We start from the raw sequence: 24965 nt of genomic DNA on the forward strand, positions 1-24965 counted from the left end.
GTGGGAGTAAAAAATAAATTAAAATAAATAAAAATCCGTCAAATTTTTACTTTATAAGACCGCTTCTTGCGGTCTGAATTATTTTTCCTCTCTTGATAACCCTAAATTTATAAGTAGTTACAAAATATGTACTCCTAGTCCACTCCCTTAAGGATAAGTATTGTTTAAGTCTGGGAAATACGGTTGTCCTCTCACAAAAAAAGGCCCTCCAAAAGGAAGACTGTTTCTTCTATAGCTTTATATCAACTTCTGTTTGGTAACAGCAAAACTTAAACTTCTTTCCTTTACCGCACGGACATGGTTCGTATAATTTTTCTTTCATCTTAGCCTTTACAGTTTTTTTTAGGTGAGAAATATCAACAAAAGGCTTCATTCGGATTATTGCTTGAATGTCATAGCTCTCGCATAATTTAGCAACTTGTGCTGCTTGTAATTCTGTTACAACCGAACAAACTATCGGCTTTTCTTTTGGCATTTTATCGTTCTCCATAAAAAATCCCCTCCAGTTGTAGTACATATTATGTCATTTCACTATATTCGTTACCTGTTGCATTCATTCAATAAATTGATAAGGGTATCTAAGGAACGTTTGAAGGGTCTAAACATACAATGAATCAAATTTATGTGAGAAATGAGGTGATTGTATGTACAGTTTGGATTGGATGGATTTATTTATTATCATTTTTGCTTCCTTTCGTTTAACCCATTTAATTGTCTTTGATAAAATTACTTCTTTTATTAGACGCCCATTCTTTTCTGTGAATATAGTAGAAAATAATTTCGGTCAACTAGAAGAGACGATTGACATAAAGGGTACGGGGATAAGGCATTTTATCGGTTCTCTTCTAAGCTGTTTTTGGTGTGTAGGATTTTGGTCCTCCATAACTGTAGTGTTTATCTATCTCTATTTTCCTATTACTTATCCATTTTTTCTTGTTCTAGCCGTAGCAGGAGCTGCTGCCGTTATAGAATCGAAAATTTAACTTGTGTGTTTTTCCTTTTCCATCTTTATTTTAAAAAAAGGGGTATCCAAAAAAAGAAAGTGGGAGAAAACCACTTTCGTTAAAATGAATTTTTCATGGATTATTAAAGGGTATTCAAATTCTAGATATTGAATGTAGTGAACCTGTCCTAAGGTAAATAAAAAAATTTTCAGAAAATGTTGAAAGTAGACTCCTAAACAAAAAAAGGGGTACATGTCTTATACCTTTTCTAATTTTCGAGAATAAGATGGTTAGAAAAAAGAGGTGACTTATATATTATGAAGGCGATCGTTACTGGAGGCGCTGGTTTCATTGGTTCCCATTTAGTGGAAGAGCTTGTTAAACGAGGATTTGAAGTTCATGTACTCGATAACCTTATAGCGGGACGATTGGAAAATGTTCATCCTTCTGCCATTATTCATGTAGAGGATATTCGGGGTACAAAGGCTAAACAAATTATTAACCAGGAAAAGCCGGATATAGTATTCCATTTAGCTGCCCAGGCTGATGTTGGAAAATCTATCAGCGAACCAAATTATGATGCAAGTGTCAATATTAATGGAACAATTAATATTTTGGAAGCATGTCATGAAGCGCGGGTAAAGAGAATCATCTTTGCTTCGACATCAGCAGTTTATGGAGATTTGGAGACCGATTTATTATCGGAAACCGATTTGACTGTACCAATTTCGTATTACGGATTATCAAAATTAACTGCCGAATCCTATATCCGTTTATTTTCTCATCTTTATAAGCTTCCATTCACCATTCTTCGATACGGAAACGTATATGGTCCAAGGCAATTACCAAAGGGAGAAGGAGGGGTTATAGCAGTATTTCTTAATCGCATAAAGAGGAATGAGATGTTGTTAATACATGGGGATGGCGAACAAACTAGGGACTTTATTTATGTAAAGGATATTGTTTTAGCCAATATCGCTGCAATTAAAAGTGGTGACCGCCAAACTTTCAATATCAGCACCTCAAGGACAACCTCCATTAACCAATTGATTGGCTTTTTAAATAAAATACACGGTTCCCCTATTGGATATGTTTTTGTCGATGGTAAAAAGGGTGATATTAAACATAGTTGTCTTAATAATCAAAGTGCTCTTCAGTCACTTGAATGGCATCCTACTTTTGATATTCTACAAGGTTTAGAGGAAACATATGCTTATGTATGGCAGAGGGATAAATCTTAAATAAAAATTCCACTAAATGCTTTTTATTAAAAGCAAAAGGGATAGGAAGTGTAGTGATTGCCCGAACTTAATGATAATAACCATCCATTATTGACATATTTCTTTATTTGCTATTATCTTGGTGACAATTTGAATCTATTTATAAAAGAATATATCTATATTTTAATCATTATTTTGCATATCTATCTTAGGTAAAAATTGAAATTCCACTATATAAAATTCCTCAAAAAATTATTAACATTTAAAATGTACAAGCTGGTATTCTCTACCAAAAATTAACAACATTCCTGACCAAATGAGGTAACCTCTACCAATTATATAAGTAAAGGAAGGTGTTCGTGATGAGTCAGAGTATTCCTCATGGAGGATCATTGGTTAATTTATTTGATCCAGAATTTGACTATAAATCTCTAAAAAATGAAATAGAACTAGATAACATGTCATTAAGTGATCTCGAACTTATTGCTATTGGGGCTTATAGTCCATTAAAAGGATTTTTGAAAAAAGAAGATTATGAATCCGTTGTAGATAATATGCATCTTGTGAATGGTACTGTTTGGAGTATTCCGATAACACTCCCAGTTAATGAGAAGCAAGCTGAAGAATTAACTGTTGGTGAATGGATAAAGCTCGTTAAAGAGGGGGTCGTGTATGGTGTCTTAAAATTAGAACAGTTGTATACACCCAATAAACAGAAGGAGGCAAAGCAGGTTTATAAAACAAACGATCTACTGCATCCAGGAGTCAAAAAATTATATGAACGGTCAAATATTTATGCAGGTGGAGAGATCAGATTAGTACAAAATAATAAAAAAGGGGAATTTGCTTCTTTCCATACCAATCCAGCTGAAACAAGAAGAAAATTTAAAGAGCTAGGATGGACTACGGTGGTGGGATTCCAAACAAGGAATCCTATTCATCGTGCACATGAATATATCCAAAAATCAGCACTTGAAATTGTAGATGGACTTTTTTTACATCCACTTGTTGGTGAGACAAAGCTTGATGATATACCAGCAGAAATTCGGATGGAAAGCTATCAAGTCTTGTTAAATCATTATTATCCAAAAGACAGGGTTTTTCTATCTGTTTTCCCTGCAGCAATGCGTTATGCTGGCCCGCGCGAGGCAGTATTCCATTCTATCGTTCGTAAAAATTATGGATGTACACATTTTATTGTTGGACGTGATCATGCAGGAGTAGGTAACTATTACAGCACCTATGAAGCACAAGAAATCTTTAAGAACTTCACCAGCGAGGAACTTGGGATCAACATTCTTTTCTTTGAACATAGTTTTTATTGCTTAAAGTGTAAAGGAATGGCTTCAACTAAAACATGCCCACATGGCAAAGACAATCATGTAGCTCTTTCTGGAACAATAGTAAGGAAGTTATTACGTAACGGTATTTACCCTCCAAGCACCTTTAGCCGTAAAGAGGTTGTCGAGGTATTAATAAAAGGTTTACGGAAACAAACGGAGATTTTGCATGTGGAAGAAAAAAAATCACAGGCAACGAACATAACATGGCATTATTCCAGTATTACAAAAAAAGACCGGAGAGAACAAAATGGTCATAAAAGCTTTATTCTTTGGTTTACGGGATTATCTGGCTCAGGAAAATCTACACTCGCCAATGAAATAGCTAATAGATTATTTGATCGTAAAATTAGGAATTATGTATTAGATGGGGATAATATCCGGTTCGGTCTGAATAAAGATTTAGGTTTTTCAAAAGAAGACAGACATGAAAATATTCGGCGTATCGGTGAAGTTTCAAAATTATTCGTAGATAGTGGTCAGGTTGTCCTTGCAGCCTTTATTTCTCCGTTTCAAAAAGATCGAGATCAAGTACGTCAATTAGTTAAAAAAAATGAATTTATCGAGGTTTTTGTGAATTGTCCGTTGGATGTTTGCGAGAAACGGGATCCCAAAGGTCTTTATCAAAAGCTAAGAGAGGGAAAGATAAAAGAGTTTTCAGGTGTGGATTCTGTTTATGAAGAACCGGTTAATCCGGAATTGATTATCGATACAAGCAAGTATTCAATTCAAGAATGCGTAGCGCTAATAATCAAGTATTTAGAGGAAAAACAATTGATAGAAACCTAGCTAAATTTATGGGATTGAGAGAGAAGAGTCTTTAACATTCCCCCACCTGAAATGGGAATTTCAGGCGGGGGAATGTTAAATCTTGCTCTACCACCAACGCTTAAAAGTTTAATTTGCTAAGGACAACTGAATTATTCTATAAACACAATGGCATCAAATCCGGCATTCCTTGCTTTAGCTGCTAGAGATTCTGCATTTTCTTTTGATGCGAAAGCGCCAATTTGGACTTTATATAGACCATCTCTAAGTAAAACAACGGCATCAAAACCTTTCGATATTGCCTCTGATGCAAGGTTGTCTGCATTAGACTTGATACGAAATGCACCAATTTGAACCTTATACAGAACAGTTGGTTTTCTCGCTAAATTAAATGCTCTTGCTAATCCATTAGCATGTCCTCTGGCAATACTTGCTAAGAAACTTGGTGATTTTAATTTGTTAGCGTCATTGGTGTTATCTATAAACCCATTTTCGGTTAACAAAGCTGGAATCATTGTTTCCCTTAAAACATGGAAGTTAGCTGATTTTTCACCACGATTAGCAAAATCTACTACCTTTAGAATCTCATTATGAATGATATCCTGGTATGTGGTTGTAGGGGGGCCAACTCCTGGATAAATATAGCTTTCAAAACCTGTACCCCCACCTGCATTGATATGGATGGAGAGATAATAGTCTGCTCCCCAATTGTTTGCGGCATTTGTTCTTTCGCTTAAGCTGACAGTCTGATCGCTTGTCCTACTCATTAGGACTGATATACCTTCGAATTCATTTTGTAATATATCTTTTAGAGTCGTCGCTATTTGTAAAGTAAGATTCTTTTCTTGCAGTCCATTCCCTAAAGCTCCAGTATCTGAACCGCCATGTCCGGGGTCGATAAAGAATTTAACCATCTTAATTCATCACCTCCATTAATAACATATTAAAAAAGTACTGATATGCTTGGACTACTAACAACAATTAAAGATAAAATTATGCTCAAAAAGCAATAGGAACTTAAGCGTGGAAGACCTTACATTCCAATAAGAAGAAACTTTCGAACCTTAAACTAAAACTTTTCAATAAAAAATGAAAGAAGAACCTCCTCTTAGGACCAAGTGAATCAGCTTACCTCTACAAAAAAGGAATAGATAAATTAGGCTAGAGTAAAGCCTTTTGTTAAGTAGCTATCCGTACACTTTAATGAGTAATTAGCATACATAAATAAAGTAAGGATTTGTAATTAAGGGAGTTGAATAATGTGAAGACTCCATGGACAAACAAAAAGAAAATGGAAGAACTAATCTCTAAGCAAACTAATACATTTATGAGATTTCCAATAAAACCGATTGTATTGGAATGTGTGGGCGAGATTGAAGAAGACATAGAAAGGCCCAGTAAACAGGAAAAACAATCAAAACAGACAGGGGATTCAAAAACGAACAAGAATCGAAAGAAAAAAAATGAACCAGTGAAAGATGAGAAACGGAACAATCCTATTGAAGAATCTAAAATCAATCAAAATGATGGAACTATAAATGCTAAAATTAATCATCCAGCTTCTTCAAAAAAAAATTTAAATTTTCAAAGGGTTAAACTGTCTAGTTTTGAAAAACCCTTATCAAACGGGAAGGAAATAGACCCTGATTGTGAAACGAATCTCCAATCAAAAGCAAATTACCAGATGAGCTTTATGAAAGAAATAAAATACTCGAAAACTACTAATAAAAATATTTATAATATTTCTGAGCAGATTTCTCCATTCGAAGAGAATGTGGTCACGGAAGCGAATGAAGAGCAGACCCCTTTTTCTGAAGAGAATGTAATGGTAACACTGGAAGAAAAGCCTTCTTCACCTCAACTTGTCGTAACTGCAGAAGAAGATATTGGTGAGTACACTCCTATCCAGGAAAACGAGCCCATGTATGCGGATGAAGAGTATCCCCCTTCTTCTGAAGAGACCGTAATGACAGCAATAGAAGGGGATTCCTCTACATCACACCAGATTAAAGCTACGCCAAAGGCAGTTCTTGAAGAAAAATCTAACATTGATAACGAGCCGATGGCAGCGTACGAAGAGCAGCCTCCTTCTCCTAAAGAGAACATATTAACAGCAATGGAAGAGAATCCCTCTTCATTTCAACAAAGGAAGGTTACGGCAGAAGCAACTTTTGTTGAGCACCCCCCTATCGAAACAATCGTTGAAATGGGATATGACCAGACAAACCCAGCCCTTTCGGAAGAATCTTGTCAAGAACACACCCTACATGTTGGAACAGTTCGTGAAAAAGAAAGGGAACTAACAATACTACTTACAAGTGATACAGTAAAAACACACCTTGAAGATCAAGAATCTCAAAGAAAATCTAATTATCATAAAGAGGAACAATTGACCTTTTCTAAAGATTTATTTGGTATCAATGATTTGAAAAGAAATAACATGAATACTGATACTGATTTCTTGAATATTCAGATTCCGGTTATTCTTGGAAAATATAATATTGAAATTTGTTTAGAAGATGAAGAAATTTTCGCAGAAAAAGTAAAAGAAATAAGAGAAATTTCTAAAAAAGTCATAGTGACAACTTGTGAATTTATACCATCTGAATTGTCGCCATTGTTAGATAATGGTTCTTGCAAAGCTTTAAAGGGGAATTTAATGATTGAAGGATTCATTCAACAAGATATTAAGTATATTTTTGAAAATCAGCAAACTTCTAAATATGTGCAAAATCAATCAGCATTTAACCAAATGAACCAAAAGAAATCAATGTACTTAAGAAAACTAAATTTCGGTAGATATAGTTATGTGCCTCAAACCTACTCTACAAATAGTCCCAACCCAGCTCAAACAAATCATGGCCAGTACTCTGAACGGCTGATTAATTCTATGAGCAAAAAGATTCCCTTTAGCAGTATAGTAAAAATTAATCATTTCCTGCACCCGCCTCTTTTCGGTTCCATTGAGGAAAAATCATTCATCTTTCAAAACAATCTTGACCAACAGATATCTACTGCCGATCCAACACAATTTATCAAGACTACCTATTATCCCGAAAATACACATGGCAAATTAATTTATTCTAAAATTCATGAAAATATTAATATTTTTAAGCAGGAAGAAAAATATATAAAGACCCCTAGAATCAAACTAAAACAATTTATCGTATTGGAATTAGGGATTCATTTACTCCAAGAGCAGCCTGTTCAAGTTCAAATGCTTAAAAATTGGATTTAACCGATCACCCTCCTACTAGTGAAGTAACTTTCATTAGTAGGTTTTTTTATTCCTCACCATGGATGCATCCTCAATAGATAATAGTCACAGCACGCATGTTCCATTTTAAAAAAAGGCTGTTTCACCACTCTTAAAACCCATACTGATTTGTACAGGTTGAATACTATATGGGTGTAAACAAATAAATAGATATAATTGAAAGGATGATTTTTTTATGTGTAAAAAGAATGATCAAGCTCAACCGCTGGTCTGTCCAGTTGTTTCAGACCAACAAGGCGCATTTGGTGACTCTGCAGTAGGCCGTGTTCTTATTCCTAGTACAGCAACTCTTAAGGTTCCAATTGTATTAGCCGAGAGAACTCTCCAAGTTGTAGTTGAAGCAAATGTCCCTCTTTTCCCTGCAGCAACAGAGATTAAAAGAGTTCATAAAAATGTGCAACTTACTCAAGTGAAACTCGTGCCTGTTGCCTTTACACCTATTCCAGGTACCAACTTTTTTAATGTAACTAGAGCAAAATTATTTGTAGCTGGGACAATTCGTAAAAATATTGAGTATGCTTCCGTTGCTTGTAATGCACCGCTAGTTGATAAAATTGCTACAATCCCATTCTCCGGCTATGCAGAACTAACTGCTGGAGACTTTCTTGCATTCCCGATTCTTGCCGCATCTTCAGACGCTACAGCACAATTTCTAGATGATAAAGATGACTTATCTCCACGCTTTGATAAATTTTTCTTTCAAAATCAAGTGAATTATAATGAACAACCTTATGGCGAGTTAATCCGTGCAAATTTCTTTGAGCTCGATTTTTCACCGAACATTAAAAAACCGGGAGCTGCCTTTAACCTCTTACGTGAAAAAATCGTACTGGATCTTACTCTTAAAGTATTACAAGTTCAACAATTTGAAGTAGAAGGAAACCAAGTAATCCCATCATCAACTAATGGGATTGTTGGACCAGGCAATTAATTTGATAAAGAATTAGCTAACTTGATCAAATAGAATTGACTTTTATAAAACGAGGGGCGCCTATTTATAGGCGCTCCAAACACGATTATATTCCATTTAACAAAACCTTAAAGAATATTTTGAGAACCATGATAGATATTCTTCTGGGTGACTTTATTTTCAATAATAGAATACATAAATTTGCTATAGTTCGTAATTGGAAAATTGACCGCTCTTTTGAAACCTATCAAGATAGGAAAATCATAAAATTAGACACAAGATAACAAAGGTAATAAAATTATAGAAGAGTGTTCGTTTTCTAGGTTAACTAGCTTACTAGATGAGCAATCAGAGATTTGTAAGAGAGAGTAGGGGTGTAGAGAAATGGATGATCGTTTTTTTCGAAATGCAATGGGGAAATTTGCGACGGGGATAACCGTTGTTTCAACTGAAGTTGATGGTGAGGCACATGGAATGACAGCGAATGCTTTCGTATCTGTCTCGTTAAGTCCTAAACTAATCCTTGTATCAATTGATAAAAGAGCAAGAATGTTACCTCTTATCCAACAATCCAAAAAATTTGCGGTAAGCTTTTTATCTGCTGATCAACAAACAGAATCCATGCGGTTTGCCGGGCAAATCAAAGAGGAAACTCCTTATAATTTTGTACAATTCGGCGAATTACCTGTTATCGAAGGGGCACTTGCAAACCTGACTTGCAACCTTTACAAAGAAGTTGAGGCAGGGGACCACATTTTATTTATCGGTGAGGTTACTGATCTTAAGGTGAACGAAGGGGACCCGTTATTATATTTCGGAGGCCAATACCGCAAATTAGAGGCATAACTTACTTTGAGAAAGCTGTCCATGGCAGCTTTTTCTTATTGTGGTTCTAGTACAATATTGTACAATAAGAACAGGAGGGATTGACCTTGTTTAAAAAGTTACGAATTACATTAGGGATTGCTGTTTTATTATTAGCTGGATTCGGATTACTGACAAAAAACTTCGTGGCACAGCCTTTCATGATGCTGGGGTTAAGTGCCTTTATTTTGGTCGGCGGGTTAGACGAGCTAAAAAATGGAAAAAAACGCCGTGGATATATTAGCATTTTTCTATCTGTATTTGTTTTAGCCATCTTAGTTCAATCTTTCACTTCATAAAACGATGTCAAAAAAACGGAGGAATCTTATGATTTCTCCGTTTTTTTTGGAATAAATTCAAAAATCTCCTTGGATTCAAAACTGTCCACTAACCGGTTTAGCCATTCATAATATTCTATTGCAGAGGTTAGTTTATCAAAATCTATGTTTGCTTGGTCTTTTACATTTGTGTCCACACGTTCATCATCAAGCAGGGATTGAATTTCACTTAGAGATTTCTGCATAGCGCTTATATTTAGGGATATCCCTGCGCGCCACTTTATGGTAAAGAAATCGATGAAGGTTTGATACCAATCTGGCTCCGCCTGATAGAGGTCTTTCCTGATCCCTTTTTTCCAAACCTTTCCCACCATTTTCAATTCCAATAAGCTTCGCACAGAGGTGCTCATACTCGTCTTACTCATTCCAAGCTCTTCCTTCATTTCATCAAGTGTCAACGGACCTTCCTGAAAGTACAATGCCCCATATAATCGGCCAATTGATTCGGTAACTCCATATAAATTCATATTTTTAGAAATCGCATCAATTACCCGTTCACGCGCGAGTTCTAGCTCTTTTTCACCGTTCATCCTGTCATCACACCAATCTTTATACGTGTCCTTTTATTAGACTATCATGTTTCAATAAAAAGTAAAGAATCCACATAGGGAGGATATGGAAGCATTTTAGAGGAATATTAAGGATTTTATATGTGCAGTACGTACAGTTTTTTCTGTACGTACTTTATGAGCGAATATGGCTAATTACCAACTTTGCCCGCAATATTAAATTGGTACTATAATAGGTAGGTAAGACCAGAAAGTGGTGTTAACTAGCAACATAGATAGATAGGGGTGAACAAATGACTAATAATCCAATAAAAATAAGGGTTCAAAATGTCACAAAAGTATTTGGAAAGTCCAAAAAAGCCATTCAACTTTTAAATGAAGGTGAATCGAAAGCGACTATTCTAAAGAAAACCGGAGCAACGGTTGGGGTTAGTAAAGCAAGCTTTGAAGTGGAAGCTGGTGAAATCTTTGTCATTATGGGCTTATCTGGAAGTGGTAAGTCAACGCTCGTCCGGATGCTAAATCGACTCATCGATCCATCAATTGGGGAAGTGTACATTGACGGTGAGGATATTGTAAAAATGAACAAAGAACAATTAAGAGAGGTTCGCCGCAAGAAAATTAGTATGGTATTTCAAAAGTTTGCACTTCTTCCTCATCGAACCATTCTTGAGAACGTGGAGTATGGCTTGGAGGTCCAGGGGATTCAGAAAGAAACGCGCTCACAGCAAGCGATGAATGCATTAAAGCTGGTTGGGCTTGAAGGGTATGAACATCAATATCCTCAACAATTAAGCGGCGGCATGCAGCAAAGGGTTGGATTAGCGAGAGCCTTAGCAAATGATTCGGACATTTTATTAATGGACGAGGCTTTTAGTGCATTAGATCCATTAATTCGAAAAGATATGCAGGATGAACTTCTTGACCTTCAGTCAACAATGAAGAAAACGATTGTATTCATCACGCATGATCTAGATGAGGCACTAAGAATTGGTGACCGCATTGCCTTAATGAAGGATGGTGTAATTGTTCAAATTGGAACGCCTGAAGAGATTTTAATGAACCCTTCAAACGACTATGTTGAGAGATTCGTAGAAGATGTTGACTTATCTAAAGTCTTAACTGCTGGTCATGTCATGAAACGGGCTGAAACAGTTTCGATTGAAAAAGGTCCGCGAGTTGCGCTTCAAATCATGAAAGACCTAGGAATTTCGAGTATTTATGTCGTTGATAAGAAGAAAACCTTACTTGGGGCGGTAACGGCCTCACAAGCAAACAAGGCAATCGATTTTCGACAAGACTTAACAAATATTTTAAAAGAGGATGTAACGACTGTTTCACCAGATACGTTACTAACCGATTTATTTGAAAAAGTCTCAGTAGCCACGATACCCGTTGCGGTCGTAGATGAAAACAATAGGCTAAAAGGGATTCTTGTCAGAGGAGCAGTCATCGGCGCCCTGGCGGGTAATAGTCAGGACAATAACCAAATAAATACCGCAAAGTCTGAGGCAGCGGCAGGTCAATCAGTCAAGGAGGTGAAAATAACATGGAACAATGGCTCCCGAAACTCCCAATAGCTGTTTGGGTAGATGATTTTGTTAATTGGCTGACGACAAACTTAGAAGTCGCTTTTGATGGGGTCACCACCATTTTAGAGTCGGTAGTAGAAGGAATGGTGGCAGGATTTGGTTTTATACCTTCCTATGTATTTATCATTTTATTAACGCTCCTTGCTTGGAAGGTGTCAAATAAAGGGATTGGTCTCTTTACATTAATTGGTTTATTTCTAGTAGATAACCTTGGTTACTGGGAGCCAATGCTTGAAACACTTGCACTTGTGTTAACCGCTGTATTTATCTCGATTTTATTAGGGATTCCTATGGGTATATGGGCTTCACAAAAACAAATGGTAAAGAACGTTGTGGTACCTGTTCTTGACTTTATGCAAACGATGCCTGCTTTTGTCTACTTAATTCCTGCTATTTTCTTTTTTAATATCGGTGTGGTTCCAGGAGTAGTCGCATCCGTCATTTTTGCAATGCCGCCGACGATCCGTTTAACTATCTTGGGTATTCAACAAGTACCGGCGGATATTATTGAAGCAACAGAAGCATTTGGCTCAACCACCGCTCAAAGATTACTAAAGGTTCAATTGCCACTGGCAATGCCAACAATTATGGCGGGGATCAATCAAAGTATTATGCTCGCTTTATCAATGGTGGTTATCGCTTCCATGGTCGGGGCACCAGGTCTTGGTGCAGATGTTTACCGTGCCGTCACACAAATTCAGATTGGTAAAGGGTTTGAGGCAGGGCTATCCATAGTCGTGATTGCAATCATTCTCGACCGAATTACTCAAAATATCGGAAAAAGTAAAAAACAAGGGGGAACTGTTTAAAATGAAGAAAAAATGGATGGTTACGTTATCGGCAGCTTTATTAACAGTAGGTCTTGCAGCTTGTGGATCAGATAAAACAAGTAACGAGGCAGGAACAGTAGGGGAAAAGGTAGATTATGAGATTATTGGGATTGACCCAGGTGCCGGTCTAATGAAGGCTTCCGCTAAAGTCGTTGAGGAATATGCACTAGAAGATTGGACTCTTGTTGAAGGATCTAGTGCCGCGATGACGGCAGCATTAAAAAAGGCTTATGAAAAAGAAGAGCCTATTATTGTTACCGGCTGGACACCACATTGGAAATTTGCTTCCTTCGATTTAAAATACTTAGAGGATCCAAATGGGGTTTTTGGTAAAGACGAAAACATTCATAGTATTGCGAGAAATGGGTTAAAGGATGATCATCCAGGTGCCTATCAAGTTCTAGATCAGTTTACGTGGACACCTGATGATATGAATGTTGTGATGAATAATATCGTAAACGGAGAAGATCCTGAAGTTGCAGCCGCTAAATGGGTTGAGGAAAATGCTGACAAAGTGGCTGAATGGACAGATGGGGTAGAGAAAGCTTCTGGAGAAAAAATCAAGCTTGGTTACGTTGCCTGGGATAGTGAAATTGCCAGTACAAATGTCATCGGTAAGGTGTTAACGGATTTAGGCTATGACGTAACACTTACTCAGGTTGAAGCGGGACCGATGTGGACTGGTGTTGCAGATGGAAGCTTAGATGCTCATGTGGCTGGATGGCTGCCTTCAACACATGCCGATTACTATGACAAGTACGAAGGTGAGTTCGAGGATTTGGGAGAAAACCTTAAAGGTACAAAACTAGGACTAGTAGTTCCTGCTTATATGGATATTGATTCAATTGAAGATTTAAAAGAATAGAAGATTTAGAATGGAAGGGACCCCCAAAAATGGGGGTCTCTTTATTCGTTATAGGCACTAAAAATTTTAGTAATTACCCCGAATTATTTCCCAACTTCCTATGATAAATGATATATTGATTAATTTGAAATTTCTAAATAAACTCAATATTACAGCCACTAAAAAGCTGTACATAGAAAAATTGAGAGGGGAAATAAGATGAAAAAGAAAAAAAGGATTGCCTCTGCATTACTTGCACTTACAATGGGAGTTTCACTGTTTGCCTCAGCTGCGTATGGTGAGGTAACAGACTCAAAGGAAACTTACCGGGTCATTATTAAAGGACCAAGCTCTGATAAGGAAAAAGCAAAAGAAAGTACGGGAGTACGATGGGATTTCGGTTCTGAAGGCTATTCTACTACGGTGAATGCGAAGCAATATCAAGCATTATTAAAAAATAAGAATTTAACAATAGAAAACGTACCAGAAGTTCATTTGGATCGAATTGAAAACGCTTCAAAAAATAAAATCGGTACAACCGCTATTACTTCCCTGCCAAGTGACCGGACACCGTGGGGTATGCAAGCCATTTACAATGATCCAAATATTACAAGTACATCTGGTGGAGCTGGAATTAAAATAGCCGTTTTAGATACTGGCGTTTATATTAATCATTATGATTTAGTTGGAAGTGGTGAACAATGTAAAGACTTTACCCAATCTTCCTCAGCACTAGTAAATGGAAGTTGTACTGATCGAAACGGACACGGTACACATGTAGCAGGAACTGCACTTGCTCATGGTGCATCTGACGGGCTAGGTGTATACGGAGTGGCACCGCAAGCTAAACTTTGGGCATATAAGGTATTAACGGACAGTGGGTCTGGTTACTCGGATGATATTTCTGGAGCGATTCGTCATGTTGCAGATGAAGCCGTAAGAACAGGCTCAAAAGTCGTTCTTTCGATGTCACTTGGCTCCAGCGGTAAAGACACGATGATTGCTAGTGCAGTTGATTATGCATATAACAGGGGAGTTCTAGTGGTTGCTGCTGCAGGAAATGATGGCTATGCTTCAAATACAATTGGATATCCAGGCGCATTGAAAAATGCTGTTGCCGTTGTAGCTCTAGAAAATGTTCAGCAAAATGGCACTTACCGAGTAGCCAATTTCTCTTCACGCGGAAATCCATCAACAGATGGTGATTTTATCATCCATGAGCGTGATGTAGAGATTTCTGCACCGGGTGCTGCCATTGAGTCGACTTGGTACGATGGGAACTATAATACCATCAGTGGAACTTCAATGGCTACCCCGCATGTATCAGGGTTAGCTGCAAAAATCTGGTCCTCTAATTCGTCTTGGTCTCATACTCAGCTTCGCTCCGAGTTACAAAGAAGAGCAAAATTATACGATATTAAAGGTGGATACGGTGCAGCAACAGGGGACGATTATGCTTCAGGATTTGGTTTTGCGAGAGTAAGATAATCATAGAAAAAAAGCCATCTGAAATTTAGATGGCTTTTTCAAATTACCGTTTTACTGCGGCCAAAATAAATATTGTTACAATGATCGAAAATGCACCCAACCATTCAATCGGACTAAAGGGAACATGAAGCCAAGCCACTGCAAGGAATGCAGCCGATAGTGGTTCAATACACGCTAAAAGGCTGGCTTCAGAGGCCTTTATGTATTTCAGGCTTTGCATAAAGCACAAGAATGCGATTAAGGTACCAACAATAACCACAAAAGCAACTGCTATAAAAGAGGTGAGAGACCAGTGACCTTCAAATCTCCACGGAGGATGAATAAAGCACATAACAATACCACCAAGCATCATTCCCCATCCAACAATTAAAGTCGTACCCCGTTTGGACAGCAGGCTGACAGGAAACAAGGTATAAAAGGCAAGCGCAAAGGCAGATAAAATTCCCCAGCCAAAGGCAGGACCAGAAATTGCAAGTGTATGGATATTTCCTTTTGTTACAAGCAAAAATGTTCCTCCCAGCGCTAAAACAATTGCAATCATTTCATGTTTTACAGGAAATGTCTTTGCCCGGAAGCATAAATATAGGGCGATGATAACCGGCGCAAGATATTGTAATACTGTAGCAGTTGCTGCATTTCCGTGTTCGATTGCTGCAAAAAAAGTATATTGTACCCCAAGCATTCCAATGATTCCAAATGCTACGAGTTGAAAGATATCTTGTTTGCTTTTCCATATACCCCATATATTTTGTTTCCCAACTGTATGAGAATAAAAGAGCAAGCCCATTCCAGCCAATAACAATCGAACGACCACGAGCCAGCTTGAACTAAAACCTTGCTGATGAAAAAGAAATTGAGCGACTGTTCCAGATACACCCCAGGCTGTTGCCGCAATTAACACTAACAAAATCCCTCTTGCCCTTGGGTACGACATAACGGCACCCAGTGTATTCATAGATATCCCCTCCAAAAACAACCATTCTTTAAATTTAGCAAAAAAATCAATCGTTTAAAAGGGGGGAATGGATAAATTTGTAGAGGAATTCCTCCACTATTTGAGATCTTTCTAAAAAGAAAGGCCACTAACCCATACAGGGCTCATGGCCTTCCCGTTTATCTTGGCGTTAATGTTTTTACTGAAATGGCAGGGGAATAGGAGGTAACAATACAGCCCTCTAGATTCTTTTCATCTAACAACCCTAGTTGAAGTGCAGACTTAATTTTGACATCATCCGGTTTCTTTACCACTTGAACGAGATCGGTCATTTGTAATTCCTCTAGCCTTTTTACCGTTACTTCCTCATTATATTTTTCAATTTTCCTCATTTGCCGCTGCAGCTTATAGCCATTTATCGTGATTTCGGCCTTATTTTTGGGACCGACAAGTTTATTAAAGTACTCATGAAAAGTGTCCTTTAATTCATTCAATTCCAAATCGATTTCCTTTTTCTTTTTGCTAAGCTCATAATATTTAACCAACATTTCATCTGTAATGAAGGAATCATTCTGTTTAACCAAGATCCTCTCCTCCTCATCGAACGTATATTCTAATTTATTAGCCTTCAAAGGGAATTAGTACGATTAACTCTCTACAATATTTTTAAAAAAGTTACTATTTATGGCATTTTTTTCAAAATATAATATGATAGAATAGTATTAGTTGGAAAATTCAAATTACTAAATTGGGGTGAAGAGAATGAACGTGCCATTAGTACTAACTCATTTCCTAGATCGAGCGGTTGCTCAATATGGAGAAAAGACAGCTGTATATTGTGATGAACGGGTATTTACGTACAAGGAATTGAATGTAAGAGTGAATCAGCTTTCACGTGGTTTAAGAGAATTAGGTGTTGAAAAAGGGGACCGTGTAGCTTATTTGGCACCGAATACGGTTGAAATGCTGGAAGGATTTTATGGGGTCTTTCAGCTTGGTGCAATCATGGTTCCATTAAATATAAGGCTGATTCCTGAAGATTACTTATTTATCTTAAATCATAGTGAGTCAAAGATACTTTTGGTTGATCAAGACCTCTATCATTTAATCACCCCGATCAAGGACAAGCTAACCACAGTTGAACATATCATCGTTCAGTATAAAAATAAGGAAACTTCAGAGATAGATTATGATAGCTGGTTAGCAGGTTATTCCGGTGCATCCATTGAGCGGGCTGATTTAGATGAAGATGATGTTTGCAGCTTGCTTTATACAAGTGGTACAACCGGAAATCCAAAAGGTGTCATGCTGACGCACAGAAACAATTATTTGCATGCTCTGAGCACTATGCACCATTTGCGTGTTAGTGATAAAGATGTTTATCTGCATGTTCTTCCGATGTTCCATGTAAATGGCTGGGGTTCACCTTTTTATTATACTGCCAATGGTGCTGCCCATATTTGTTTAAAAAGAGCCACACCTGAAGCCATATTTAAGGCAATTGAATCCTTTAAAGTGTCTGTACTGCACATGGCGCCAACGGTGTTAAATTCACTTTTACAATATTACGAGAAAACTAGACCAACGATTGAACAAGATGTACGCGTTGTCATCGCAGGTTCTGCACCACCGCCAGCGTTTGTTACCCGTGTGGAAAAGGAACTAGGCTGGGAATTTATCCAAGTATACGGGATGACGGAGTCTAGCCCGTTGAGCTTAATTTCTACCATTCGAACTCAGCTTTCACACTTACCTTCAGAGGAGAAGTCTAAAATTAAGGCGAAAGCAGGAGTCCCAATGATTGGCAGTGATGTAAGAGTTGTCGATGAGAATGGAGATGAAGTAACCCAAGATGGAGCGCAGATTGGTGAGGTTGTAACACGAGGTCATGGTGTCATGTTAGGTTATTGGAAAAATCCAGAAGCAACGATGGAGGCAATCAGAAACGGATGGCTGCATACTGGTGATATGGGAACAGTTGATGAATATGGTCATATCGATATTGTCGATAGAAAAAAGGATATTATTATTAGCGGCGGGGAAAACATTTCATCCATTGAAGTAGAGGGGGCTCTATATGAGCATCCTGCTATTCTAGAGGCAGCGGTTATCGCAATCCCACACGAGAAATGGGGAGAAACACCACATGCATACGTGGTTTTAAGAGAGAATGAGATTGTCAGTGAAGAGGAGATTATCAAGTTCTCTAGAGAAAAATTAGCCCATTTTAAAGCAGTAACAGGAGTTACCTTTGTTAAGGAGCTTCCCAAAACAGCTTCAGGAAAAATCCAGAAGATTCACCTCCGTAATGATTATTGGAATTCGAAGGGGAAAAGTGAACGGTTTGTTAATTAAAGAATTACCAAGGAGAAAGGGGCTTGAGAAATCAAGCTTCTTTAAATAGAATACTAGTAAAGGTATTGGTTCATAACAGAACCAATACCTTTTTATTTTGATAGTAATTGATCGAGGTGTTTCCGTATTGCTTCAGGATTTCCGGAAATACTTTTTTCTCTCGTTTCATCTTTTTTCATTTTATCTAAGGATTTAAGCAAAATCTCTTGTTCCCTTGCTTGAGGAATCACAACCACTCCATCTGCATCTCCTACAATGATGTCACCGGGGTTTACAGAGACACCACCACATGAAATCGGAACATTAATTTCACCGATACCCGCTTTATTACTTGCAGCAACTGTCGTTCCCCTAGAGAAGACAGGGAAATTCAGTGCTTTAACTCCTACGATATCACGGATTACACCATCCACTACTAAACCGCCAATTTCCAATGTCTGTGCCATGCCCACAACAAAATCTCCAGCGATCGCTCTGTATTGGTCTCCCTTAGCATCCACAACTAAAATATCACCAGGTTTTGACTTTGAAATAGCTTCTAGGACCGTGAGATTTTCACCAACAGGAATCTTTACTGTGAAAGCCCTACCGGCAGCCTTGTACTCTTCTTTAAGTGGTTTAATAGCGGGATGAAAATTATTTAACCCATCCATGGCATCTGATATACAAGTGGTTGGAATACTAAGAAACTCCTTAATAATATTTTCCATTATCATTTCTCCTCCCCCTAATAGTCTATGTGAATTTATTATCACATTGTGCATAATTCCCCTGACTTCAGGCATGGGGATATAAGCATATCACTTGACCTTTCAACCGATTTGAAATAAACTGCACCTTAAATGCCGTTCAATTCATTCAAATGAAAATCAATTGAGATGTAAATGGCTATATATTGATCAAGCTTTTGGCTGGCCTCAATTGTTTTTTGACTGCAAAATCCTTCATTTAGACCTATCATGACCATTTCTTCTCTAAGTATTTCAATTTTATCACTTAGTTCGTAAGGGCATAGTTTTATTGGCATCATTTTATCACTTCCATTTTTAATATTTATACACATATAATTGTAATGATGTTAAATATATACAATATATCAATAGTATAAGAAAAAAGGACTAATTAAACAGTGAAACTTCTCACATATCATAGGATATTTATCTACATTAAAACTAGATTTAGGCAGATAGGATTTTACTTTTGGAGTTGGAAATGATGAGTAGTAAATTTGCAAAATGGTATGATATCTTTATGAGTCCCTTGGAACAGAGAAAGTTTAAGAGGATTCGGAGTGAGTTACTAAAAGGTGCGAGTGGGAAGGTGCTTGAACTTGGTTCGGGGACAGGAATTAATTTTCCATTGTATGACAATGTTGATACAGTTATTGCCATCGAACCAAGTCAGCCTATGATTGACCAGTCCTTATCAAAACAGAAATCGGCTGTAGTTCCTATAGAAATCGTTAATGCAAGCGCGGAGAATCTGCCCTTTGAAGATTGTACATTTGATACCGTTGTGGCAACATTGGTATTTTGTACAATTCCAAATGTTGAAATGGCCATTAATGAGGTAAAAAGAGTATGTAAACCAGATGGGAAAATCCTCCTGTTCGAACACGTAAAAATGGGAAACGCCACCCTAAGTAAAATGCAGGAAAGCTTAACACCTTTTTGGAAAAAGGTTTGTGATGGCTGCTGTTTGAATAGGGAGACATTAAAGGCATTTTCAAATCAAGGGTTGGAAATAGAGAGAGTTGAACATTTTTATAAAGATCTCTTTGTTGTAGCTGCATTAAGAAATAGACAATAATGAAAAAACCTCAAATTGCTTTGAGGTTTTTTACTGTGATCTACGTGCAAAATCAACAAAACGAAATTTGTCCGGTCGATGCCTTGATTCTGTATATTGAAAAAGGGAGGCATCCTCTAAATAAACATAGTTTTTAATCACAACGATATTGTGAAAGCCTTCTAAGTCTAAAAATGAACGATCTTCTGCAGTTGGTTCCTCGACGACAATTTCCTTTTTTGCAAAACTAATCTTTAAGTTTAATTCATTCTCCAGATAGGCATAAATTGAGTCCGCACAAATTTCCTCTGTAATAGAAGGAACAAATTTAGCTGCTAGATAATCTTTATCAAGAATGATTTTTTTGCCGCCAATTTCCCGCGTTCGAACAACCTTCCACACTTGATCTTTACCGGAAAGCTGAAGTTGCTGCTTAAGATAGGCATCAGGCTTGATAATTAATGATAATTCATTGACAATCGTTCGTGGCTTTTTTTCCATTTTGTCTGCAAGTTCCTTAAAGCTAACCAAGCCTGATACCGGAAAATCAAACTTATTAATATCAATGACAATCGACCCTTTGCCCCTGACTTTTTGAATATAGCCATTTTGAGCAAGCAGGTTTAACGCTTTTCTAATCGTTTCTCTAGATGTATCGTACTGTTCCTTCAATTCATTTTCAGAGGGGAGAAGGGAGTTCGGCGGGATTGCCCCGCTTTTAATTTGATCCACAATCGTATTAAAGATAATTTGATACTTATTTGTCATAAAAATCTCCCATTATTTTTTCAAATGATAAACAATGGACTCGTATGGTCGTAGTTGTATTTCCTTTTCGAGTGGAGCAGAGTCCTCATAATTTGAGAGTAACACAGTTTTTGACCAACCATCAATGTCTAACTTTACCGGGAGAACATAAGATGTACCATTTCCATAAAAATTATTTATAACTAACAGCATCTCATTTTCCGTTTTTCGAACAAAAGCAAAAATGGATTTATGATCTTCAGAAACCATTTCATAATCACCATTCGTGATGACATCATACTCTTTTCGTAATTGAATAAGTTCTTGATAGTGATAAAAAATGGAGGTTGAGTCCTTTATTGCGGTTTCAGCATTAATTTCTTTATAATTTGCTGCAGTAGGAATCCACGGCGTCCCGGCCGTAAAACCAGCATGTTCACTATTATTCCATTGGACAGGAGTACGAGAATTATCCCGTGATTTTTGCTTTAAAATCTCGATAATTTCGTTTTCCGCCATTCCCTCATTTTTCTTAATTCCAAAGATATTAAGTGACTCGACATCACGGTAATCCTCAATCTTGTCGAACTTCGGATTGGTCATCCCGAATTCTTCCCCTTGGTAGATATAAGGAGTTCCTTGCATCATATGGAGAGTCGTCGCAATCATTTTTGCTGATTCTTTATGGTACTGTTGATCATCCCCAAACCTTGAGACCGCACGGGGCTGATCATGGTTGCACCAGAAGAGGGCATTCCAGCCACCGCCTCTATTCATTTCAACCTGCCATTCTGACAGAATGTTTTTCAATGCTTGGAAATCAAAATCCGCTTTCGTCCATTTGTCTCCATTTGTATAATCCACTTTTAGATGATGGAAGCTGAACGTCATATTGAGTTCTTCTTCACTTGGATTTGTGTACCGAATGCAATTATCGATGGACGTAGATGACATTTCACCAACAGTCATAATGTCATATTTTGAAAATACGTTTTCGTTCATCTCATGAAGGAACTCATGAATTCTTGGTCCGTCGGTATAAAATTTACGTCCGTCACTGTCATCGTGAGGGAATTGTTGGTCCTTTGAGATTAAATTAATCACATCCAACCTGAATCCATCGACACCTTTTTTCAGCCAAAAGTGCATCATTTCATATAATGCTTCACGGACTTTTGGGTTTTCCCAGTTTAAATCCGCCTGGGTCACATCAAATAAATGGAGGTAGTACTGTCCTGTTGTTTCATCCCATTGCCAGGCTGATCCGCCAAATTTTGATTCCCAGTTGGTAGGAGGGAGGCCGTCTTTACCATCCTTCCATATATAAAAATCGCGGTATGGATTGTCTTTTGAGGATTTTGCTTGTTGAAACCACTCATGTTCAGTGGATGTATGGTTGATGACAATATCCATAATGATTTTGATTCCGCGCTTGTGTGCTTCTGCAAGAAGTTGGTCAAAGTCAGCCATCGTACCATATTCTTCTTGGATGTTGTAATAGTGGCTTATATCATATCCATTATCTCGCTGGGGGGATTTATAAATAGGAGTAAGCCAAAGAACATCTACACCTAGCTCCTTTAAGTAGTCGAGCTTTTCGATGATTCCTTGGATATCGCCGGTACCATTACCGGATGTATCATTAAAGCTTTTTGGATAAATTTGATATACTACTGCTTTTTTCCACCATGATGTTGACATGATACACACCTGCCTATATTTTTTGAGACGCTAATATGGGAAAGGAGGGAGATGGTCTCCCTCCTAAAAAATTGGAGTATTACTTTTTAAAAGAAAATTTGTTCATACCAGTTTTTGCAAAGATTACGGTCAAAATGAACGGTAGCACAATCGCAACTAACATAGCAAATGCAAACATCATCATATGCTGTGGCTGGATAGAAAGGAACCCAGGAAGTCCGCCAACACCAATAGAGTTGGCCATTACGTCACTACCTACAGAAATAACTGCCGCTGCTAGAGAACCAATCATAGCCGCAAGGAAAGGGAAGCCGTATTTTAAGTTAATACCGAACATGGCTGGTTCTGTTACTCCTAAGTAACAAGAAATAGCAGCTGGAATCGATACTTGTTTTTCTTCTTCATTCTTTCGATTGATATAGATCATGGCAAGTACAGCTGAACCTTGTGCGATATTGGATAATGCAATCATTGGCCATAAATTCGTTCCGCCAAGCTCCGACATTAATTGAAGATCAATGGCATTTGTCATATGGTGTAAGCCAGTGATTACAAGAGGTGCATAAGCAAAACCAAAGATAGCAGCAAATATCCAGCCAAATGCAGAAGTTAAGCTTGAATACACTACATCAGAAATCCATGAACCGATTGTCCAACCGATAGGACCTAAAACGATATGTGCGATCAATACAGTTGGTATCAATGCTAAGAATGGAACCACAATCATTGAGATGGAATTTGGAACCATTTTTCTAAGTCTTAATTCTAGGAATGAAAGTACAAATCCGGCCAAAATAGCAGGGATTACTTGCGCTTGATATCCAATCATTTCGATTTCGGCAAAGCCAAAATTCCAAGTTGGAATAGTTTCTGCACCAGCAACGCCATAGGCATTAAGCAATTGAGGAGAAACTAAGGTAATACCAAGGACGATACCCAGGATAGGGGTAGCACCCATTTTTCTTGCAATGGACCATGTGATTCCGACCGGAAGGAAGTGGAATACCGCTTCGCCAATCAGCCATAAAAAAGCATGGACACCAGCCCAGAATTGGGAAACTTCAACAATGGATTTTGTCCCATCTTCAAGTAATTTAATATCACCAATAACATTTCTAAATCCTAGTATTAAACCTCCCACAACAAGGGCAGGAATTAATGGTGTGAAAATGTCTGCTAGATGAGCAATCATTCTCTGCAGCCAATTCATATTTTGCTTTGCTGCAACTTTTGCTTCATCTTTTGTGGTTTCACTTACCCCAGCTACTTTAACAAAATCATTATAGAAGGTAGAAACATCATTTCCAATGATTACCTGGAATTGTCCTGCTTGGGTAAAAGTACCTTTTACGGGTTTAATAGCTTCAATTTTCGTTACATCTGCTTTGCTTGGATCATTTAATACAAAGCGCATTCTGGTTACACAATGGGTAACGGCTGCAATGTTTTCCTTACCCCCAACGTGTTCGAGCAGTTCTTTAGCTGACTCTGTGAACTTCGTCATTACTTTTTCCCCCTATAAGAGACTTGCAGTCTCCAATTCCTTTATATAGTTTATTATTTCCTTGTATTTACAGGTTGATGTGTACGTTTCAACCTAATTCACAACATGTATATACAAGTCTTTTGATTACGTTTTCATATTAACTTGTATATACAAGGCTGTCAATAAAATAATTTTACAATTAGTAAAATGGTAAGTTATGATTTACTTATTATAGGAGGTTTTATTACAAGTTCATAACTTTTAAACTTTAACGCTTTAAACTGTTGAAAGAATTTTCAAAAAATGCTATGATGTACTTGTTTAAATTCTTCTGAGTTTAGACCTCCTAAAACTGGGGCTTAGCCTTGACCACTAAGCTCATCTTTTGCCTTTGACAACTGTTCAAAGGTATTTTTTTGTATTTTGAATAAAAACTCTATTTGGTGAAAAACTAATATATTGTTGCTTATTAAAATTTTTAGGAGTGTGTTTAATGTGAAGGGACAAATTACGCCATATTTATCTTTTGATGGGAATGCGAAACAAGCTTTGGAGTTTTATAAAGAAGTATTAGGGGCTGAAATAATTGGAATCCAAACATTCGGTGAAGCTGATTATCCCACACCGCCAGAAGCGGCTAATCGTGTCATGCATGCAAAGCTAAGTAAGGGTGACATCTCACTTATGTTTTCAGATACTTTCCCAGGTAAGTCGGTTGTTGTGGGGACCAACGTTTCACTAACGCTTGAGCCTGAAAGTGAAGAGGAGATTCAAAGTCTGTATGACGCTCTGAGGAAAGGCGGAAAGGCACTTATGGAGCTGGAGGATACGTTTTGGGGTGCAAAATATGCAAGTGTTCAGGATCAGTTTGGGGTTATTTGGGAATTGAATTATCAAAAATCTTAATTACAAGCACTTTTCGAAGTGCTTTTTTGTTTACAAAAAAAAAGAAAGTGGTGGGGCCACTTTCTAAAGGAGGTATTGTATCATGGGTTAATATAATATATGTACCTCTTAGTACAGGCATGTA

General features: G+C 37.5%; 24 protein-coding genes and 1 pseudogene. 15 read left to right on the forward strand and 10 right to left on the reverse strand.

Going from position 1 to position 24965, the window contains the following annotated elements; genetic code table 11:
* Positions 1-229: 229 nt before the first annotated feature.
* Entirely contained in the window at positions 230-490 is a 261-nt protein-coding gene (locus MLOOGBEN_RS18330; protein WP_095246996.1) for a YecA/YgfB family protein, read from the reverse strand.
* A 154-nt stretch (positions 491-644) separates the two neighbouring features.
* Here MLOOGBEN_RS18330 and MLOOGBEN_RS18335 point away from each other — a divergent pair, with 154 nt between their 5' ends.
* The 4 genes and pseudogenes from MLOOGBEN_RS18335 to cysC all read left to right on the forward strand — a co-directional run bounded on the left by MLOOGBEN_RS18335 (position 645) and on the right by cysC (position 4293).
* Positions 645-983: a DUF1360 domain-containing protein gene (locus MLOOGBEN_RS18335; protein ID WP_179159710.1), complete on the forward strand. Its 339-nt coding sequence runs from the start codon at positions 645-647 to the stop codon at positions 981-983.
* 278 nt (positions 984-1261) lie between these two features.
* Positions 1262-2185, forward strand: coding sequence for an NAD-dependent epimerase/dehydratase family protein (locus MLOOGBEN_RS18340; RefSeq protein WP_179159711.1), 924 nt, complete (start codon positions 1262-1264; stop codon positions 2183-2185).
* Positions 2186-2526: 341 nt separating this feature from the next.
* A pseudogene (sat, locus tag MLOOGBEN_RS29345) lies at positions 2527-3660 on the forward strand (sulfate adenylyltransferase); the annotation flags it as partial.
* Positions 3661-3675: 15 nt separating this feature from the next.
* Positions 3676-4293 carry an adenylyl-sulfate kinase gene (gene cysC / locus MLOOGBEN_RS29350; protein WP_368737804.1) on the forward strand — a complete coding sequence of 206 codons (618 nt, stop codon included), beginning with the start codon at positions 3676-3678 and terminating at the stop codon, positions 4291-4293.
* Positions 4294-4424: 131 nt separating this feature from the next.
* Here the strand turns inward: cysC and MLOOGBEN_RS18350 are convergent, their stop codons facing one another.
* Positions 4425-5186 (reverse strand): N-acetylmuramoyl-L-alanine amidase, encoded by a 762-nt coding sequence (locus tag MLOOGBEN_RS18350; RefSeq protein ID WP_179159713.1) that lies wholly within the window; start codon positions 5184-5186, stop codon positions 4425-4427.
* Between the two features lie 347 nt (positions 5187-5533).
* Between MLOOGBEN_RS18350 and MLOOGBEN_RS18355 the strand changes: the two genes are divergently transcribed.
* From MLOOGBEN_RS18355 to MLOOGBEN_RS18370, 4 genes are all read left to right on the forward strand, one after another.
* A complete protein-coding gene (locus tag MLOOGBEN_RS18355) occupies positions 5534-7510 on the forward strand; it encodes a DUF7852 domain-containing protein (protein WP_179159714.1) in 1977 nt (658 codons plus the stop codon).
* 214 nt (positions 7511-7724) lie between these two features.
* Positions 7725-8480 carry a CsxC family protein gene (locus tag MLOOGBEN_RS18360; protein ID WP_179159715.1) on the forward strand — a complete coding sequence of 252 codons (756 nt, stop codon included), beginning with the start codon at positions 7725-7727 and terminating at the stop codon, positions 8478-8480.
* Positions 8481-8843: 363 nt separating this feature from the next.
* Positions 8844-9305 carry a flavin reductase family protein gene (locus tag MLOOGBEN_RS18365; protein WP_179159716.1) on the forward strand — a complete coding sequence of 154 codons (462 nt, stop codon included), beginning with the start codon at positions 8844-8846 and terminating at the stop codon, positions 9303-9305.
* An 86-nt stretch (positions 9306-9391) separates the two neighbouring features.
* Positions 9392-9622 (forward strand): hypothetical protein, encoded by a 231-nt coding sequence (locus tag MLOOGBEN_RS18370; protein WP_179159717.1) that lies wholly within the window; start codon positions 9392-9394, stop codon positions 9620-9622.
* A 26-nt stretch (positions 9623-9648) separates the two neighbouring features.
* Here MLOOGBEN_RS18370 and MLOOGBEN_RS18375 read toward each other — a convergent pair whose 3' ends face one another.
* Positions 9649-10191 carry a GbsR/MarR family transcriptional regulator gene (locus MLOOGBEN_RS18375; RefSeq protein ID WP_179159718.1) on the reverse strand — a complete coding sequence of 181 codons (543 nt, stop codon included), beginning with the start codon at positions 10189-10191 and terminating at the stop codon, positions 9649-9651.
* Positions 10192-10463: 272 nt separating this feature from the next.
* Between MLOOGBEN_RS18375 and MLOOGBEN_RS18380 the strand changes: the two genes are divergently transcribed.
* The 4 genes from MLOOGBEN_RS18380 (at position 10464) to MLOOGBEN_RS18395 (ending at position 14924) form a co-directional block, all read left to right on the forward strand.
* Complete coding sequence (locus tag MLOOGBEN_RS18380) at positions 10464-11750, forward strand: quaternary amine ABC transporter ATP-binding protein (RefSeq protein WP_179159719.1); 1287 nt, start codon at positions 10464-10466, stop codon at positions 11748-11750.
* Positions 11720-12571 (forward strand): ABC transporter permease, encoded by an 852-nt coding sequence (locus tag MLOOGBEN_RS18385; protein WP_179159720.1) that lies wholly within the window; start codon positions 11720-11722, stop codon positions 12569-12571. Before MLOOGBEN_RS18380 ends, MLOOGBEN_RS18385 begins: the two co-directional genes overlap by 31 nt.
* Position 12572: 1 nt before the next feature.
* Positions 12573-13457: a glycine betaine ABC transporter substrate-binding protein gene (locus MLOOGBEN_RS18390; RefSeq protein ID WP_179159721.1), complete on the forward strand. Its 885-nt coding sequence runs from the start codon at positions 12573-12575 to the stop codon at positions 13455-13457.
* 198 nt (positions 13458-13655) lie between these two features.
* Positions 13656-14924: a S8 family peptidase gene (locus MLOOGBEN_RS18395; RefSeq protein ID WP_179159722.1), complete on the forward strand. Its 1269-nt coding sequence runs from the start codon at positions 13656-13658 to the stop codon at positions 14922-14924.
* Between the two features lie 43 nt (positions 14925-14967).
* Here the strand turns inward: MLOOGBEN_RS18395 and MLOOGBEN_RS18400 are convergent, their stop codons facing one another.
* Together MLOOGBEN_RS18400 and MLOOGBEN_RS18405 are read right to left on the reverse strand one after the other, a co-directional pair.
* Complete coding sequence (locus MLOOGBEN_RS18400) at positions 14968-15879, reverse strand: EamA family transporter (RefSeq protein ID WP_179159723.1); 912 nt, start codon at positions 15877-15879, stop codon at positions 14968-14970.
* A gap of 158 nt (positions 15880-16037) precedes the next feature.
* On the reverse strand, positions 16038-16442 hold the full coding sequence (locus MLOOGBEN_RS18405; protein ID WP_256989163.1) for a hypothetical protein: 405 nt from the start codon (positions 16440-16442) through the stop codon (positions 16038-16040).
* 178 nt (positions 16443-16620) lie between these two features.
* On the opposite strand from MLOOGBEN_RS18405, the gene MLOOGBEN_RS18410 reads away from it, so the two are divergent.
* Positions 16621-18213 (forward strand): long-chain-fatty-acid--CoA ligase, encoded by a 1593-nt coding sequence (locus tag MLOOGBEN_RS18410; protein WP_179159724.1) that lies wholly within the window; start codon positions 16621-16623, stop codon positions 18211-18213.
* A gap of 92 nt (positions 18214-18305) precedes the next feature.
* Here the strand turns inward: MLOOGBEN_RS18410 and MLOOGBEN_RS18415 are convergent, their stop codons facing one another.
* Complete coding sequence (locus tag MLOOGBEN_RS18415) at positions 18306-18923, reverse strand: RraA family protein (RefSeq protein WP_179159761.1); 618 nt, start codon at positions 18921-18923, stop codon at positions 18306-18308.
* 128 nt (positions 18924-19051) lie between these two features.
* Entirely contained in the window at positions 19052-19243 is a 192-nt protein-coding gene (locus MLOOGBEN_RS18420) for an aspartyl-phosphate phosphatase Spo0E family protein (RefSeq protein WP_179159725.1), read from the reverse strand.
* 185 nt (positions 19244-19428) lie between these two features.
* Between MLOOGBEN_RS18420 and MLOOGBEN_RS18425 the strand changes: the two genes are divergently transcribed.
* Positions 19429-20022: a class I SAM-dependent methyltransferase gene (locus MLOOGBEN_RS18425; protein WP_179159726.1), complete on the forward strand. Its 594-nt coding sequence runs from the start codon at positions 19429-19431 to the stop codon at positions 20020-20022.
* 30 nt (positions 20023-20052) lie between these two features.
* Here MLOOGBEN_RS18425 and treR read toward each other — a convergent pair whose 3' ends face one another.
* From treR to treP, 3 genes are all read right to left on the reverse strand, one after another.
* The gene (gene treR / locus MLOOGBEN_RS18430) at positions 20053-20769 is read right to left on the reverse strand and encodes a trehalose operon repressor (protein WP_179159727.1); all 717 of its coding nucleotides are present in this window, start codon (positions 20767-20769) and stop codon (positions 20053-20055) included.
* A gap of 12 nt (positions 20770-20781) precedes the next feature.
* A complete protein-coding gene (gene treC, locus MLOOGBEN_RS18435; RefSeq protein WP_179159728.1) occupies positions 20782-22449 on the reverse strand; it encodes an alpha,alpha-phosphotrehalase in 1668 nt (555 codons plus the stop codon).
* Positions 22450-22528: 79 nt separating this feature from the next.
* Positions 22529-23953 (reverse strand): PTS system trehalose-specific EIIBC component, encoded by a 1425-nt coding sequence (gene treP / locus MLOOGBEN_RS18440; protein ID WP_179159729.1) that lies wholly within the window; start codon positions 23951-23953, stop codon positions 22529-22531.
* Between the two features lie 477 nt (positions 23954-24430).
* On the opposite strand from treP, the gene MLOOGBEN_RS18445 reads away from it, so the two are divergent.
* Positions 24431-24841, forward strand: a complete 411-nt coding sequence (locus MLOOGBEN_RS18445; RefSeq protein WP_179159730.1) for a VOC family protein — start codon at positions 24431-24433, stop codon at positions 24839-24841.
* The last annotated feature ends 124 nt before the right edge of the window (positions 24842-24965 follow it).

This window comes from Bacillus sp. EB106-08-02-XG196, from assembly GCF_013396335.1.
Lineage (GTDB): Bacteria > Bacillota > Bacilli > Bacillales > Cytobacillaceae > Neobacillus.

Excerpts from the sequence above, each read along its gene's own strand:
- MLOOGBEN_RS18350 (WP_179159713.1), bottom strand. The coding sequence starts at position 5,186 with ATGGTTAAATTCTTTATCGACCCCGGACATGGCGGTTCAGATACTGGA.
- MLOOGBEN_RS18400 (WP_179159723.1), bottom strand. The coding sequence starts at position 15,879 with ATGAATACACTGGGTGCCGTTATGTCGTACCCAAGGGCAAGAGGGATT.
- MLOOGBEN_RS18360 (WP_179159715.1), top strand. The coding sequence starts at position 7,725 with ATGTGTAAAAAGAATGATCAAGCTCAACCGCTGGTCTGTCCAGTTGTT.
- MLOOGBEN_RS18395 (WP_179159722.1), top strand. The coding sequence starts at position 13,656 with ATGAAAAAGAAAAAAAGGATTGCCTCTGCATTACTTGCACTTACAATG.
- MLOOGBEN_RS18425 (WP_179159726.1), top strand. The coding sequence starts at position 19,429 with ATGAGTAGTAAATTTGCAAAATGGTATGATATCTTTATGAGTCCCTTG.
- MLOOGBEN_RS18330 (WP_095246996.1), bottom strand. The coding sequence starts at position 490 with ATGGAGAACGATAAAATGCCAAAAGAAAAGCCGATAGTTTGTTCGGTT.
- MLOOGBEN_RS18375 (WP_179159718.1), bottom strand. The coding sequence starts at position 10,191 with ATGAACGGTGAAAAAGAGCTAGAACTCGCGCGTGAACGGGTAATTGAT.
- MLOOGBEN_RS18410 (WP_179159724.1), top strand. The coding sequence starts at position 16,621 with ATGAACGTGCCATTAGTACTAACTCATTTCCTAGATCGAGCGGTTGCT.
- MLOOGBEN_RS18340 (WP_179159711.1), top strand. The coding sequence starts at position 1,262 with ATGAAGGCGATCGTTACTGGAGGCGCTGGTTTCATTGGTTCCCATTTA.
- MLOOGBEN_RS18415 (WP_179159761.1), bottom strand. The coding sequence starts at position 18,923 with ATGGAAAATATTATTAAGGAGTTTCTTAGTATTCCAACCACTTGTATA.
- treC (WP_179159728.1), bottom strand. The coding sequence starts at position 22,449 with ATGTCAACATCATGGTGGAAAAAAGCAGTAGTATATCAAATTTATCCA.
- MLOOGBEN_RS18380 (WP_179159719.1), top strand. The coding sequence starts at position 10,464 with ATGACTAATAATCCAATAAAAATAAGGGTTCAAAATGTCACAAAAGTA.
- MLOOGBEN_RS18385 (WP_179159720.1), top strand. The coding sequence starts at position 11,720 with ATGGAACAATGGCTCCCGAAACTCCCAATAGCTGTTTGGGTAGATGAT.
- MLOOGBEN_RS18390 (WP_179159721.1), top strand. The coding sequence starts at position 12,573 with ATGAAGAAAAAATGGATGGTTACGTTATCGGCAGCTTTATTAACAGTA.
- treR (WP_179159727.1), bottom strand. The coding sequence starts at position 20,769 with ATGACAAATAAGTATCAAATTATCTTTAATACGATTGTGGATCAAATT.
- MLOOGBEN_RS18365 (WP_179159716.1), top strand. The coding sequence starts at position 8,844 with ATGGATGATCGTTTTTTTCGAAATGCAATGGGGAAATTTGCGACGGGG.
- treP (WP_179159729.1), bottom strand. The coding sequence starts at position 23,953 with ATGACGAAGTTCACAGAGTCAGCTAAAGAACTGCTCGAACACGTTGGG.
- MLOOGBEN_RS18335 (WP_179159710.1), top strand. The coding sequence starts at position 645 with ATGTACAGTTTGGATTGGATGGATTTATTTATTATCATTTTTGCTTCC.
- MLOOGBEN_RS18420 (WP_179159725.1), bottom strand. The coding sequence starts at position 19,243 with ATGATGCCAATAAAACTATGCCCTTACGAACTAAGTGATAAAATTGAA.